The organism is Pseudomonas sp. BR20 (assembly GCF_050780135.1).
In the GTDB taxonomy this organism is placed as follows: domain Bacteria; phylum Pseudomonadota; class Gammaproteobacteria; order Pseudomonadales; family Pseudomonadaceae; genus Aquipseudomonas.
In genome coordinates this window covers 5280984-5295598 of record NZ_CP172012.1, presented here as the reverse complement: position 1 = coordinate 5295598, position 14615 = coordinate 5280984, and the positions used below count along the sequence as shown (strand labels likewise).

Annotated in this window: 17 protein-coding genes; all 17 read left to right on the top strand. The window is 60.8% G+C overall.

Annotation, left to right across the window (positions count from 1 at the left end):
* Window positions 1–10: 10 nt before the first annotated feature.
* The 17 genes from rpmF to ACHPFG_RS24300 all read left to right on the top strand — a co-directional run bounded on the left by rpmF (window position 11) and on the right by ACHPFG_RS24300 (window position 14568).
* Window positions 11–193, top strand: a complete 183-nt coding sequence (gene rpmF, locus ACHPFG_RS24380; RefSeq protein WP_008152339.1) for a 50S ribosomal protein L32 — start codon at window positions 11–13, stop codon at window positions 191–193.
* A 4-nt stretch (window positions 194–197) separates the two neighbouring features.
* On the top strand, window positions 198–1208 hold the full coding sequence (plsX, locus tag ACHPFG_RS24375; protein ID WP_131697761.1) for a phosphate acyltransferase PlsX: 1011 nt from the start codon (window positions 198–200) through the stop codon (window positions 1206–1208).
* A gap of 125 nt (window positions 1209–1333) precedes the next feature.
* Complete coding sequence (fabD, locus tag ACHPFG_RS24370) at window positions 1334–2272, top strand: ACP S-malonyltransferase (protein ID WP_032886801.1); 939 nt, start codon at window positions 1334–1336, stop codon at window positions 2270–2272.
* A gap of 24 nt (window positions 2273–2296) precedes the next feature.
* Entirely contained in the window at window positions 2297–3040 is a 744-nt protein-coding gene (fabG, locus tag ACHPFG_RS24365; protein WP_015885432.1) for a 3-oxoacyl-ACP reductase FabG, read from the top strand.
* 191 nt (window positions 3041–3231) lie between these two features.
* Window positions 3232–3468 carry an acyl carrier protein gene (gene acpP / locus ACHPFG_RS24360; protein ID WP_003442511.1) on the top strand — a complete coding sequence of 79 codons (237 nt, stop codon included), beginning with the start codon at window positions 3232–3234 and terminating at the stop codon, window positions 3466–3468.
* Between the two features lie 127 nt (window positions 3469–3595).
* The gene (gene fabF, locus ACHPFG_RS24355) at window positions 3596–4840 is read left to right on the top strand and encodes a beta-ketoacyl-ACP synthase II (protein ID WP_131697760.1); all 1245 of its coding nucleotides are present in this window, start codon (window positions 3596–3598) and stop codon (window positions 4838–4840) included.
* On the top strand, window positions 4840–5655 hold the full coding sequence (gene pabC, locus ACHPFG_RS24350) for an aminodeoxychorismate lyase (protein ID WP_431700637.1): 816 nt from the start codon (window positions 4840–4842) through the stop codon (window positions 5653–5655). The genes fabF and pabC overlap by 1 nt, the downstream gene beginning before the upstream one ends.
* 1 nt (window position 5656) lies before the next feature.
* On the top strand, window positions 5657–6778 hold the full coding sequence (gene mltG / locus ACHPFG_RS24345; protein WP_431700636.1) for an endolytic transglycosylase MltG: 1122 nt from the start codon (window positions 5657–5659) through the stop codon (window positions 6776–6778).
* 19 nt (window positions 6779–6797) lie between these two features.
* Window positions 6798–7430, top strand: coding sequence for a dTMP kinase (gene tmk / locus ACHPFG_RS24340; protein ID WP_145338698.1), 633 nt, complete (start codon window positions 6798–6800; stop codon window positions 7428–7430).
* Window positions 7423–8412, top strand: a complete 990-nt coding sequence (locus ACHPFG_RS24335; RefSeq protein WP_431700635.1) for a DNA polymerase III subunit delta' — start codon at window positions 7423–7425, stop codon at window positions 8410–8412. The genes tmk and ACHPFG_RS24335 overlap by 8 nt, the downstream gene beginning before the upstream one ends.
* A gap of 63 nt (window positions 8413–8475) precedes the next feature.
* Window positions 8476–9261 (top strand): TatD family hydrolase, encoded by a 786-nt coding sequence (locus ACHPFG_RS24330; protein WP_431700634.1) that lies wholly within the window; start codon window positions 8476–8478, stop codon window positions 9259–9261.
* A 445-nt stretch (window positions 9262–9706) separates the two neighbouring features.
* Complete coding sequence (locus ACHPFG_RS24325; protein WP_027607814.1) at window positions 9707–10375, top strand: TetR/AcrR family transcriptional regulator; 669 nt, start codon at window positions 9707–9709, stop codon at window positions 10373–10375.
* Between the two features lie 114 nt (window positions 10376–10489).
* Complete coding sequence (locus tag ACHPFG_RS24320) at window positions 10490–11458, top strand: GTP 3',8-cyclase MoaA (RefSeq protein WP_145338695.1); 969 nt, start codon at window positions 10490–10492, stop codon at window positions 11456–11458.
* Window positions 11459–11602: 144 nt separating this feature from the next.
* A complete protein-coding gene (locus ACHPFG_RS24315; RefSeq protein WP_027607816.1) occupies window positions 11603–12208 on the top strand; it encodes a DUF4823 domain-containing protein in 606 nt (201 codons plus the stop codon).
* Window positions 12209–12224: 16 nt separating this feature from the next.
* Window positions 12225–12785, top strand: a complete 561-nt coding sequence (locus ACHPFG_RS24310) for a DUF1285 domain-containing protein (protein ID WP_131697753.1) — start codon at window positions 12225–12227, stop codon at window positions 12783–12785.
* A 71-nt stretch (window positions 12786–12856) separates the two neighbouring features.
* Window positions 12857–13570, top strand: a complete 714-nt coding sequence (locus tag ACHPFG_RS24305; protein ID WP_131697752.1) for a GntR family transcriptional regulator — start codon at window positions 12857–12859, stop codon at window positions 13568–13570.
* A complete protein-coding gene (locus ACHPFG_RS24300) occupies window positions 13567–14568 on the top strand; it encodes an ADP-ribosylglycohydrolase family protein (RefSeq protein WP_431700633.1) in 1002 nt (333 codons plus the stop codon). Before ACHPFG_RS24305 ends, ACHPFG_RS24300 begins: the two co-directional genes overlap by 4 nt.
* The last annotated feature ends 47 nt before the right edge of the window (window positions 14569–14615 follow it).

Genomic DNA, 14615 nt, shown 5'->3' with positions numbered 1-14615 from the left:
TTAATCAATTATGGCTGTTCAGCAGAACAAAAAATCCCGCTCTGCCCGTGACATGCGTCGTTCGCACGACGCCCTGACGGCAAGCACTCTGTCTGTAGAAAAAACCACCGGTGAAATTCACCTGCGTCACCACGTATCGCCAGAAGGCGTATACCGTGGCCGTAAAGTGATCGACAAGGGCGCTGACGAGTAATCACTTGTCTGCTCAAGTCATCGCGATTGACGCAATGGGCGGGGACTTCGGTCCCCGCAGCATTGTTCAGGCCTGCATTGCCAGCCTGTCTGCTACGCCCTCGCTGCACCTGACCCTCGTCGGTCAACCCTCCCTCCTTGAAGAACTGATTGCCAGCCATCCGGCGGTGGATCGCGCGCGCCTGACGGTTACGCCCGCCAGCGAAACCATCACCATGGATGAAAAGCCAGCGACGGCCCTGCGCGGCAAGCCTGACTCTTCGATGCGGGTGGCCTTGGAGCTGCTGCGTGATGGCAAGGTGCAAGCCTGTGTCAGCGCCGGCAACACCGGTGCACTGATGGCGTTGTCGCGGCATGTGCTCAAGACGCTGCCGGGAATTGATCGGCCGGCGATGGTGGCGGCGATTCCGACGCAGAAAGGCTATTGCCAGTTGCTCGACCTGGGCGCGAACGTCGATTGCAGTGCCGAGCACTTGTTCCAGTTTGCCGTGATGGGCTCGGTGGCCGCCGAAGCGCTGGGCGTGGCTCGTCCGCGCGTGGCCTTGCTGAATATCGGTACCGAAGACATCAAGGGCAACCAGCAGGTCAAGCTTGCCGCGACCTTGTTGCAAGGTGCGCGAGGCCTGAACTACATCGGCTTTGTCGAGGGTGATGGTTTATACCGTGGCGAAGCGGATGTGGTGGTGTGTGATGGGTTTGTCGGCAATATCCTGCTTAAATCCAGTGAAGGCCTGGCGACCATGATCGCCACGCGCATCGAGGCGTTGTTCAAGCAGAGCCTGGCGTCGCGCCTGGTGGGGGCATTGGCGCTGCCGTTGATGCGTCGCCTGCAGGCCGATCTGGCGCCTGCGCGGCATAATGGCGCGAGCTTTCTCGGTTTGCAGGGCATTGTGGTGAAAAGCCACGGTTCCGCAGGCGTCGAAGGCTTCCAGAGTGCGATTGCGCGGGCCTTGATCGAGATCCAGGAGAACCTGCCGCAACGCTTGCACGGCCGTCTTGAGGACCTGTTGCCTTAGGCGAATTGGCCTGGGAATGCTTAAATGTGACCGGCCAGTTCAATTGACCATCCAATCTGTCAGTTTCGTGCGCTCCCACCGAGGAGCGACCATTTCCGACGACCAGATCATTAGGGGCTTGTTACATGTCTACATCCCTCGCATTCGTCTTTCCAGGGCAGGGTTCGCAGTCCCTCGGCATGTTGGCCGAGCTGGGCGCGCAATACCCGCTGATCCTGGACACGTTCAAGGAAGCTTCCGAGGCCCTGGGTTACGACCTGTGGGCGCTGACCCAGCAGGGGCCGGAAGAGCAGCTCAATCAAACCGATAAAACCCAGCCAGCCATCCTGACTGCTTCGATCGCCCTGTGGCGCTTGTGGTTGGCCGAAGGCGGTGCGCGTCCGGCGTTCGTGGCCGGTCATAGCCTGGGCGAATACAGCGCCCTGGTGGCGGCGGGCAGCCTGACCCTTGCTGAAGCGGTCAAGCTGGTCGAGCGTCGTGGACAGCTGATGCAGGAAGCCGTTCCGGCCGGGCAGGGCGGGATGGCCGCTATCCTGGGGCTGGACGATGCTGTCGTAATCGAAGCCTGTGCCGAAGCGGCCCAGGGTGAAGTGGTGAGCGCGGTAAACTTCAACTCCCCAGGCCAGGTGGTGATCGCCGGTGCCAAGGCGGCCGTCGAGCGTGCCATCGAGGGCTGCAAGGCACGTGGTGCCAAGCGCGCATTGCCGTTGCCGGTGAGCGTGCCGTCGCACTGCGAGCTGATGCGCCCGGCTGCCGAGCGTTTTGCCGAGTCCATCGCTGCCATCAACTGGCAGGCGCCGCAGATCCCGCTGGTGCAGAACGTCAGCGCGGCCGTGGCCGTCGACCTCGACACCCTCAAGCGCGACCTGCTGGAGCAACTTTACAAGCCTGTGCGATGGGTCGAGTCGGTCCAGACCCTGGCCGCCAATGGCGCCACCGAGCTGGTCGAGTGCGGCCCGGGCAAAGTCCTGGCTGGCCTGAACAAGCGCTGCGCCGACGGCGTGTCGACTGCCAACCTCAATACCCCGGATGCCTTCGCTGCCGCTCGTGCGGCGCTGGCCTGATCCCCGAACTTAGGAGAAGCCTGCATGAGTCTGCAAGGTAAAGTTGCACTGGTTACCGGCGCGAGCCGTGGCATTGGCCAGGCCATCGCCCTGGAGCTGGGTCGTCAGGGTGCCGTCGTGATTGGCACCGCCACTTCCGCCTCGGGCGCCGAGCGTATCGCCGCGACCCTGAAGGAAAACGGCGTACAAGGCACCGGCCTTGAGCTGAACGTGACCAGCGATGAATCCGTGGCTGCCGTCTTGGCCGAGATCACCGCACAGTTTGGCGCCCCGGCAATTTTGGTGAATAACGCTGGTATCACCCGCGATAACCTGATGATGCGCATGAAAGACGACGAGTGGTACGACGTGGTCGATACCAATCTGAACAGTCTGTTTCGCCTGTCCAAGGGTGTTTTGCGCGGCATGACCAAGGCGCGTTGGGGTCGAATTATCAATATTGGCTCCGTAGTGGGTGCCATGGGCAACGCAGGCCAAGTAAACTATGCAGCCGCCAAGGCCGGTCTGGAAGGTTTCAGCCGTGCATTGGCGCGTGAGGTCGGCTCGCGGTCGATTACGGTCAATTCGGTGGCCCCAGGGTTCATCGACACCGATATGACCCGCGAACTGCCGGAAGCACAGCGTGAAGCGTTGCTGACGCAGATTCCGCTGGGCCGTCTGGGCCAGGCTCAAGAGATCGCGAATGTGGTCACTTTCCTGGCATCCGACGGTGCGGCATACGTGACTGGGGCTACAATCCCGGTGAACGGCGGGATGTACATGAGTTAAATTGTGACGGATCGCTTCAAAAAAATGTCATACGAGCTGTCTAAAATCCGTTATAAAGCTGCAACTTAATTTATAGGCAGGTGGCAAACCGGGTACAGGGTGAAGCTTTCAGTTGAAAAGCTGAAAAGGCTTTCTATACACTTACCCACTGGCCAGCTGCCTGAATTTGTCCATTAGGAGTTAAACAAGGTATGAGCACCATCGAAGAGCGCGTCAAGAAAATCGTTGCCGAGCAACTGGGCGTCAAAGAAGAAGAAGTGGTCAACACTGCTTCCTTCGTAGAAGACCTGGGTGCCGATTCCCTTGACACCGTTGAGCTGGTGATGGCTCTGGAAGAGGAATTCGAGACCGAAATCCCGGACGAAGAAGCTGAAAAAATCACTACTGTTCAAGCTGCTATCGACTACGTTACGAACCACCAGGCGTAATAGTTTGTAGTCGTCGCCTGCTGTTAGGGAAAAACCGCACTGCTGTAACGGCGTGCGGTTTTTTCTTTAGCGCTGATGAAAAGTAAGCTCTGAAGCAAAGTGTCGTCATTAGAAAAAGGAGAGTGCTGTGTCGCGTAGACGCGTCGTAGTCACCGGTATGGGTATGTTGTCGCCACTGGGTACGGATGTGCCGAGCAGTTGGCAGGGCATTCTGGCTGGCCGCAGTGGTATTGGTCTGATCGAACATACGGACCTTTCTGCCTATTCCACCCGTTTTGGCGGCTCGGTAAAGGGGTTCAATGTCGAGGAATATCTCTCGATCAAAGAGTCCCGCAAGCTCGACCTGTTCATTCAATACGGCCTGGCAGCCGGTTTTCAGGCCGTGCGTAATGCTGGCCTGGAAGTGACCGACGCCAACCGTGAGCGCATCGGCGTGGCCATGGGTTCGGGTATTGGCGGTTTGACCAATATCGAAGAAACCAGCCGCACGCTGCACGAATCCGGGCCCCGTCGAATTTCACCGTTCTTCGTGCCTGGCTCGATCATCAATATGATTTCCGGTTTCCTGTCCATCCACTTGGGTGCGCAGGGGCCTAACTACGCCATTGCTACGGCGTGCACCACGGGTACCCACTGCATCGGTATGGCGGCGCGTAACATCGCCTATGACGAAGCCGACGTGATGATCGCCGGTGGTGCTGAGATGGCGGCCTGCGGCCTGGGAATGGGCGGCTTTGGCGCCTCCCGTGCACTGTCGACCCGCAATGACGAGCCGACCCGTGCCAGCCGTCCGTGGGACAAGGGCCGTGACGGCTTTGTACTGGCCGACGGTGCCGGTGCCCTGGTACTCGAAGAGTTGGAGCACGCCAAGGCGCGTGGTGCCACCATCTATGCCGAGTTGATCGGGTTTGGCATGAGCGGCGACGCCTATCACATGACCTCGCCACCGTCCGACGGTGCCGGCGCTGCGCGTTGCATCACCAACGCCTTGCGCGATGCCAAGGTCAATGCAGACCAGGTGCAATACATCAATGCCCATGGCACCTCGACCCCTACGGGCGATTTGGCGGAAGCCGAAGCCATCAAGTCGGTGTTCGGCGAGCACGCCTACAAGCTGGCGGTCAGCTCCACCAAGTCCATGACCGGCCACCTGTTGGGTGCGGCGGGCGCGGTAGAAGCGATCTTCAGTGTGATGGCCATCAAGGACCAGGTCGCTCCGCCGACCATCAACCTCGATGAGCCGGACGAAGGCTGCGATCTGAACTTCGTGCCGCATGAGCCGCAACAGATGCCGATCGACGTTGCGATCTCAAACTCGTTCGGCTTCGGTGGCACCAACGGTTCCCTGGTGTTCCGCCGGTTCGCCGAGTGATGCACAGCTGGGTCGACGGTCAGCCAGCGGACAGCGTGCCCCTGAAAGATCGCGGCCTGGCGTACGGTGATGGCCTGTTCGAGACCATCGCCGTCAAGGCCGGACAGCCCGTGCTGCTTGACCGTCACCTGCAACGCCTTGATGAGGGCTGCAGGCGCCTCGCTTTCGTTGTGGATCAAGTGCTGGTCCGCAGCGAAGTGCAGGCCTATGCCGCCGCTCTCGGCGACGGTGTCCTCAAGTTGATCCTCACCCGCGGCGACAGCCTGCGCGGTTATGGCATCAACCCCGAGGCCCCTGTGCGTCGTATCTTGCAGGGTAATCCGCCTGCTACCTATCCCCAGGCCCATGGAACCGACGGTGTTCGTCTGTTTGCGTGTGCCACCCGCTTGGCCGAGCAGCCGCTGCTGGCCGGTCTCAAGCACCTCAATCGCCTCGAACAGGTGCTCGCCCGTGCTGAATGGCAGGATGCCGAACATGCCGAAGGTTTGATGCTGGATATGTCCGGGCGTGTCATTGAGGGCGTATTCAGCAACCTGTTCCTGGTGCGTAACGGCTTGTTACTAACCGCCGATCTGAATCGTTGCGGCGTTGCAGGCGTCATGCGCGCCGAGATCCTGGCTCAGGCGCAAGCCCTGGGCGTCCCGGTGGCTGTGGCCGACATCAGTCTCGAGCAATTGCGCGAGGCCGACGAAGTCTTCGTATGCAACAGCGTTTATGGCATTTGGCCGGTGCTTGGATGCGCTGCGATGAGCTGGTCGGTTGGGCCGCTCACCCGTAAACTGCAGGGCATTGTTCGCGCGCTATTGGATATTTGAGTTGATACGAAAACTGGTTGTACTGCTGCTGATCGGTCTGTTCTCGGCGGCTTTGCTGTTGGGGTTTTCCGCATGGAAATACGACGCTGCCTTGAAGCAGCCGTTGAATCTGACCCAGGAGCAATTGCTCGATGTTCCGGCAGGGGCGACGCCCACCGGGACCTTCAATCGCCTGGAAGCCGATGGCGTGCTCGGCGGCGCTTTCTGGTTGCGCCTGTATTGGCGCTTCAACCTCGACGGCCAACCGCTGCACAGCGGTGAATACCGCATGACCCCCGGCATGACCGCCGAAGGCCTGATCGGCTTGTGGCAGCGCGGCGAAGTGGTGCAATACAGCCTGACGCTGGTGGAGGGCTGGAGTTTCCGTCAGGTGCGTTCGGCCCTGGCCAAGCATGAAAAGATCGTGCAGACCCTGTCGGGCCTGAGTGACAGTGAAGTGATGGACAAGCTCGGCCATCCCGGCGTGTTCCCCGAAGGGCGGTTCTTCCCGGATACCTACCGCTTCGTGCGTGGCATGACCGATGTCGAGTTCCTGAAGAAAGCCTATAACCGCCTGGATGATGTGCTCGCCCAGGAGTGGAGCAAGCGCGCTGCCGATGCGCCCTATACCGACCCCTATCAAGCCTTGATCATGGCGTCCCTGGTGGAGAAAGAGACCGGTGTGCCGGAAGAGCGCGGGCAGATCGCCGGGGTATTCGTGCGCCGCCTGAAGATCGGTATGCTGCTGCAGACCGACCCCACCGTGATCTACGGCTTGGGCGAGCGCTACAACGGCAAGTTGACCCGTGCGCACCTCAAGGAAGCCAATCCCTACAACACCTACATGGTTGCCGGTCTGCCCCCGACACCCATCGCCATGGTCGGCCGCGAGGCGATCCATGCCGCGTTGAACCCGGTGCCGGGCAGCAGCCTGTATTTCGTCGCCCGTGGCGACGGCAGCCATATTTTCTCCGATGACCTGGGTGCGCATAATGCCGCCGTGCGTGAGTTCCAGCTCAAGCGCCGTGCCGATTACCGCTCAAGCCCGGCACCGATGGTAAAACCGCCGGAAGACGTAACGCCGCCTGCTGATGCACCCGCCGAGCCCGCGCCGGATGCCGCCGCGCCGCAAAGCCCGCAATGACTCTGACTAAGGACTGCCTGTGACTGGCTTGTTTATTACCCTGGAAGGCCCCGAAGGCGCCGGCAAAAGCACCAACCGCGATTACCTGGCCGGGCGCTTGCGCGCTGAAGGTGTCGAGGTGGTGTTGACCCGTGAGCCCGGCGGTACGCCACTGGCCGAGCGCATCCGTGAAGTGTTGCTGGCCCCAGGCGAAGAACAGATGAACCCGGACACCGAGCTGCTGCTGGTGTTCGCTGCCCGTGCCCAGCACCTGGCCGAGGTGATTCGTCCGGCCCTGGCCCGTGGTGCCGTGGTGATCTGCGACCGTTTCACCGATTCCACTTATGCCTACCAGGGCGGTGGCCGAGGCTTGTCCCTGGCGCGTATCGCTACCCTTGAGACCTTTGTGCAGGGAGACTTGCGCCCTGACCTGACCGTGCTGTTCGACCTGCCGGTGGAAGTGGGCATGGCCCGCGCGAGCGCCCGTGGGCGTCTCGATCGTTTCGAACTGGAAGGCCAGGGGTTTTTCGATGCTGTGCGCAGCGCGTTCCTCAAGCGCGCCGAGGCTGAACCGGCGCGCTACCACCTGCTGGACGCGGCCCAGCCATTGACGCAAGTGCAGCAGGCCATCGACGCCCTGTTGCCCAAGCTGTTGGAGCGCGCCCGTGGCTGAAGCCTACCCATGGCAGGACAGTCTCTGGCAGCAGTTGGCCGGACGCGCACAGCACGCCCACGCTTATCTGCTGCACGGGCCGATCGGTATTGGTAAACGTGATCTGGCTGAGCGACTCATGGCCAGTTTGCTGTGCCAGCGCCCGGTCAACCTTGAAGCCTGCGGCGAGTGCAAATCCTGCCTGTTGCTCAAGGCCGGCAGCCACCCGGACAATTACCTGCTCGAACCCGAGGAAGCCGATAAGGCGATCAAGGTCGACCAGGTGCGTGACCTCGTCGGTTTCGTGGTGCAGACCGCGCAGATGGGCGGGCGCAAAGTGGTATTGATCGAGCCGGTGGAGGCGATGAACATCAACGCCGCCAATGCCTTGCTCAAGAGCCTGGAGGAACCCTCCGGCGACACGGTGTTGTTGCTGGTGAGTCACCAGTCCAGCCGCTTGTTGCCGACCATTCGCAGCCGTTGCGTACAGCAGGCCTGCCCGTTGCCGAGCGAAGCCATGAGCCTGCAATGGCTGGCGAAGGCGCTGCCGGATTGCTCCGAAGAGGAACGGGTCGAGTTGCTGACCCTGGCGGCCGGTTCCCCGCTGGCGGCCGTCAAGCTGCAAGCCCAGGGCGTACGTGAGCAACGCGCCCTGGTTGTGGATGGGGTTAAAAAGCTGCTCAAACAAGAGCTGTCCGCCACCCAGTTGGCCGAAAGTGCCTGGAAGGACATTCCCTTGCTGCTGCTGTTCGACTGGTTCTGTGATTGGTCGAGCCTGATCCTGCGCTACCAGTTGACCCAGGATGAAAACGGCCTGGGCTTGCCGGACATGCGCAAGGTGGTGCAATACCTCGCGCAGAAAAGTGCCCAGGACAAGGTACTGACTATCCAGGACTGGATCCTCGCCCAGCGCCAGAAGGTGCTCGGCAAGGCCAACCTCAACCGCGTGCTGTTGCTTGAAGCGCTGCTGGTGCAGTGGGTTGGCTTGCTCGGCCGGCGTTAATTTCCTTGGCCGACGGGTGTATCGTTGGCCAGACACTTTCCGTGACTTAAGTCGTAATTTCCTATGCTTGTAGATTCCCATTGCCACCTTGATCGCCTTGACCTCACCCAGCACGGCGGCTCCCTTGATGCTGCCCTCGACGCTGCACGCCAGCGTGGGGTAGGGCATTTCCTATGCATTGGCGTCAGCGCCGAAAATGCTGCCGACGTCAAAGCCCTGGCCGAGCGTTATGCCGATGTGGATTGCTCGGTGGGTATCCACCCGCTGGACCTCAAGCCCGGCGAAGCCCCGGCCCTCGACTGGCTGCTGGGCGAACTGAATCACCCGCGCGTGGTGGCCATTGGCGAAACCGGCCTGGACTACCATTACGAACCGGAAGCCGCCGAGTTGCAGCAGGCCTCGTTTCGCCTGCATTTGCAGGCCGCCCGGCAAACCGGCAAACCGGTGATCGTCCACACCCGCGGCGCCCGTGCCGACACCCTGGCCCTGTTGCGCGAAGCCGCATTGCCCCAGGGCGGTGTGCTGCATTGCTTTACCGAGGACTGGGACATGGCCAAGGCAGCACTCGACCTGGGTTTCTATATTTCCCTGTCGGGTATTGTCACGTTCCGCAATGCCGATGCCCTGCGCGACGTAGCACGCCAGGTCCCGGCTGATCGCCTGCTGGTGGAAACCGACTCGCCGTACCTGGCGCCGATTCCCCATCGTGGCAAACCGAACCTGCCTGAATATGTACGGGATGTGGCGGATTACCTGGCCATGCTGCGCGGTGAGTCCTATGAGCGCTTTGCCGAGCAGACCACCGAGAACTTCAAGCGCCTCTTCCCTCTGGCCCATGTAGTTGCCTGACACGACTGAATCGCAGGCAAAAAAAACCCGGGTTCTGGGGGGTGAATCCGGGTTAAGACCATTAGGAGTAAAACAAGGGCACACAGTCCGTCGGTACCCAGGTCGGCGCTTCACTTGGGGGAGATGTCACGCCGACAGTTCAAGTATTGATCAGTATCTGATTCAGTCCAGTCACGACTGATCGTTTTTTAAACAGATTTGGAATACATGCGCTTCGCTTGAGTTCTCATCGGGCAGGTGCACGGGCGCAGTTGTTGCGTTTTATTTCTGACTGATAGGCATGAAATCGTTGGCGCTCTGAAAGTAAAGTGCAGGGCGGGTTCACATAGACGTTGCCCAACGACCGTTCAGTCGGGATAATCCCTCGCACTGGGTAAATCGTATCGCCATGTATTTGTGGCCCTGCGCAACCCTCCCTATTCCGACCTTTGCAGACCTCTTCCTCATGCACAAAGAACCCCGTAAGGTCCGTGAGTTTCGCCGCCGTGAGCAGGAAATTCTCGACACCGCACTCAAGTTGTTCCTCGAACAAGGCGAAGACAGCGTCACCGTCGAGATGATCGCGGATGCCGTGGGTATCGGCAAAGGCACGATCTACAAACACTTCAAGTCCAAGGCCGAGATCTACCTGCGCCTGATGCTCGACTATGAGCGCGACTTGAACGAGCTGCTGCATTCGGCCGATGTCGACAAGGACAAGGAAGCGCTGTCCCGTGCCTACTTCGAGTTCCGTATGCGCGACCCACAGCGCTACCGTCTGTTTGACCGCCTGGAAGAGAAGGTGGTCAAGGGCCATCAAGTGCCGGAGATGGTCGAGGAGCTGCACAAGATCCGCGCCTCGAACTTCGAACGCCTGACCCTGCTGATCAAGGGGCGCATCAGCGAAGGCAAGCTTGAAGACGTACCACCGTACTTCCACTACTGCGCTGCGTGGGCCTTGGTGCACGGCGCCGTGGCGCTGTACCACTCGCCGTTCTGGAGCAATGTGCTGGAAGATCAGGAAGGCTTCTTCCAGTTCCTGATGGACATCGGTGTGCGCATGGGCAACAAGCGCAAACACAGCAGCGAGCCAGCACTGGTTGAAGCGGCCCCCGTCGAAACCCCAGCCACGTAACGATTTACTGCCAGGCGCAGTAACCCAGGAATATACTCAGGCAAGGATCTTGCTAAAAGCTGATTTATCAGTCAGTTTTCAGTGCGCCCGAATCTTCCTCTGCCGGAGTGATCCATGATCGTTGATCGTCAAGGCAGGCGTTTTCGCAATTTGCGGATCAGCCTGACCTCAGCCTGCAATTACGCGTGTACCTACTGCGTGCCGAACGGCAAGCGGCTGGTGGCTGCCCAGGACGAACTCTCGGCGGAGGCCATGGCCCGTGGCGTGGCCTACCTGATCGAGGCGGCGGGTATCGACCGCTTGCGCATCACCGGCGGCGAACCGCTGGTCAGTCCCAAGCTGGAAGCCTTCATGGGCGCAGTGGGCGGCATGGGCCTCAGCGATATCAGCCTGACCACCAACGGCCAGTTGCTGGCGCGCAAACTGCCGCTGCTGGTGGACGCCGGCATCCGCCGTATCAACGTTTCCCTCGACACCCTGGATGCCGATGCCTTTCGCAGCATCGCCCGTGGCGGCGACCTGGCCACCGTGCTTGATGGCATGGACCAGGCGCGCGCCGCCGGGATCAAGATCAAGGTCAACATGGTGCCGTTGCGCGGCCAGAACCTCGACCAGGTGATGCCGCTGCTCGACTACTGCCTGGAGCGTGGTTACGAGCTGCGTTTTATCGAGTTGATGCGCATGGGCCACCTGGCCAAGGACTCCAATGCATTCCTGCAGCAGTTCGTCAGCCTGCAACAACTGCTCAGCCTGATCGGCGAACATCACGAATACCTGCAAGCCAACGCTCCCGTGGATGCCACGGCGGTGCGCTACGAAGTGCCGGGCAAAGGCTTCTTTGGCGTGATCGCCAACGAAAGCGTGCCGTTCTGCCGTACCTGTTCACGGCTGCGGTTGTCGTCGACCGGCTGGCTGCATGGCTGCCTGTCGTCGAGCAACCGTCACTACGTCGGTGACCTGTTGGACAAACCTCGTCACCAGGCGCTGCCGGCCCTGCAAGGCCTGCTGATGAAGGCCCTGGGCGACAAACAGGAAGTGGCCTTCTCCGGCGGCGCGACGGTCATGAAGATCATCGGCGGCTGACCCTATCCCCAAGATTACACATCACCCATTGTGGGAGGCGGCAAACCCCTCCCACATTTAGTTCTGCGTTGTTTCCAAATGGCGCGGATTCTGCATCTCGTGCCCATTCGCCGGTTTTCCGTCACCGGCTTCTGGAGGATTAGGATGCGTAGTCTGGTTTTGTTGCTGGCGTCGTTGACGCTGAGTGGTTGCATGACCGTCAGCGATATGGCCGAAGGCACCCGTTATCAGATGAGCGACGCCGGGCTGCTGGACCACAGCGATACTCGTCGTACCGCCTCGGTGCGCATACAGCCGGATTCCTTTGTCTTTATTGCCCAGGGCGCCTTCGTACCGCCCGGCAGCGCCTACCCGCGGCCGAACGTGGTGGCCGAGGAAGCCTTCAACGGTTTCGTCGAATACTTCCCCATGGTGCGTCGCGCTCGTCAGCCGGAAGGCCTTGAGCAGGCGATGGCCGAAGCCCGTGCGGCGGGTGCCCACTACCTGCTGTACTGCCGCTTCGCCAAAGCCGATGACCGTATCGGCAACGCCGACGAATGGGCTGATCAAGAGGCGCTGGACCGGCTTGGCCTGGACAACGGGGTGATCCAGATCATGTTGATCGAGACCAGCACCCAGTATTTGATTGATACTGCACGTATTCGGAGTCGTGGCGGTTTACTGACGTTCCACGACAACAAGCCAGAAGATCTGATTGCCCGCCCCTTGGCGCAGTACGCCCGAGGCCTGCTGGGCATGGGCGATCAGTAACACCAAGGAGAACACCATGACCGATTCCGCCAAGGCCAACGATCTGTTGGCACAGTTGCCCAAGGGCAAGGGACCGGCGCCGGTGCATCTGTGGAACCCGGATTTCTGCGGCAATATCGACATGCGGATCGCCCGTGACGGGACCTGGTTCTATCAGGGCACGCCGATCGGGCGTAAACCGATGGTCAAGTTGTTCTCCACTATTATCCGCCGCGACGGCGATGATTACTTCCTGATCACTCCCGTGGAAAAAGTCGGTATCACCGTCGATGATGCGCCCTTTGTCGCGGTTACTCTCGACGTCGAAGGGCAGGGCGAAAGCCAGGTGCTGCGCTTCACCACCAACGTCGACGAACAGATTGAAGCCGATATTGAGCATCCACTGCGGGTGGTGATCGACCCTGTCACCCAAGAGCCGTCCCCCTATCTGCGGGTGCGTACCAACCTTGAAGCCCTGGTGCATCGCAATGTGTTCTACCAATTGGTGGAGTTGGCAGTGAGTCGTCCGATCAATGGACAGACCTGGCTTGGCGTATGGAGCGGCGGCGAATTTTTCCGCATTGGCCTGGAACCCTGAGCCCGATTTTTTTCATCTCCCTGAAATAATTCGCTTGCTGCAAATGGCCGCTTTCGGTTATCAATTTGTACATGATTAGACATGTCCGCTTTGATAAGAAAAAACGCGTCGTCGACGAGCTCATCCGCCGTATCGAGGGTGGGGTGATGGCCGACGGTTTCCTGTTGCCGGGCGAGCATCAACTGGCTGAAGAGTTTGCGGTCAGCCGGGGCACGCTCCGTGAAGCCCTCGCCGAACTCAAAAGGCGCAATTACATCGCGACCCAGAGCGGCGTGGGCTCTATCGTCACGTTTGATGGCATCGCGCTCGATCAAACCAGCGGCTGGGCCCAGGCCCTGGCGGACACCGGGGCTCTGGTGACCACCGATATTCTGCGCCTGGAAGCGACGACGCGCCCCGATCTGTTCAGCCGGTTCGGCACCGACCAATTTATCGCCCTCGACCGCCGCCGCCGGACGACTGATGGCACGGCCGTTTCCCTTGAGCGCTCGCTGATGCCCGCGTCCGGAGGCCTGGAAGGCCTGCCGCGCGTTGGCCTGATCGACAATTCCCTGACCATCACCCTGGCAGCCTACGGTTACGTCGGTGCCGAAGGTGACCAATGGATCGGCGCCGAGCCCCTTGGCGATGAAGATGCCGAGTTGCTTGGCCGCCCGGTGGGCACGGTGTTTCTCAAGGCCTCGCGCACCACCTACGATCGCCGCGAGCGCTTCATGGAGTACGTCGAAAGCCTGCTCGACCCTCTGCACTTTCGTCTGCACCTGCAGTTTGGATCTTCGAAATGACCCTGAATAGCCGCGCCCTCGGCGCTTTCTACGGTCTGGCGTTGGGCGATGCCCTGGGCATGCCCACCCAATCCCTGAGCCGTGAGCAAGTGCAACAGCGTTTCGGTGCCATTACCGGCCTGGAAGATGCCGACGCCGACCAACCCATCGCGCCCAATATGCCGGCGGGCTCCATCACCGATGACACCGAGCAAGCGATCCTGGTGGGTGAACTGCTGGTCGAGGGCCAAGGCAAGATCGACCCCACCGTGCTTGCCCGGCGCCTGATCGATTGGGAAGCGGTGATGCGCGCCAAGGGCTCCCAGGATTTGCTCGGCCCCTCCACCAAGCGTGCAATCGACATGATCCTCAACGGCCATACCCCGGAAGAGTCCGGGCGCTACGGCACCACCAATGGCGCCGCCATGCGTATCACTCCCGTGGGGATCGCCGCCAATGTCAGCGACCCGGCGCGATTTATCCAGGCGGTGATCCAGGCCTGCCAGGTCACCCACAACACCACCCTGGGCATTTCCAGCGCAGCGGCAGTGGCGGCGGTGGTGTCCGCGGGCATCAATGGTGTGGACTTGGGTGAAGCCTTGAATATCGGCACCCAGGTGGCTCAACAGGCGGAAGGCCATGGCCATTGGATTGCCGGCGGGCGCATCTCCACCCGCATCAGTTGGGCACGCACCCTGAGCGTCGGCAGCGGCGACAAAGCCCTGTTCGCCGACCTGCTGTATGAATTGATCGGCACCTCCGTCGCCTCCCAGGAGTCGGTGGTGGTGTCATTTGCCCTCGCCCAGCAAGTGGCGGTGGGGGCCATGAACGCGTTCGAAGCCCTGTGCCTGGCCGCGAGCCTGGGCGGCGATACCGACACGATTGCCGCGATGCTCGGCGCGATGCTCGGTGCCTGCCTCGGCCTGCAGTGCTGGCCCGAATCGATGATCGAACAGGTCAAGCAGGTCAATGGCCTGGATCTGCAGCCGTTGGTTCAAGGCTTGCTCGAATTGCGCTGAGTCAGGAAGACCGGGATACCGATTCAACTTGCATATCTGCCACAACC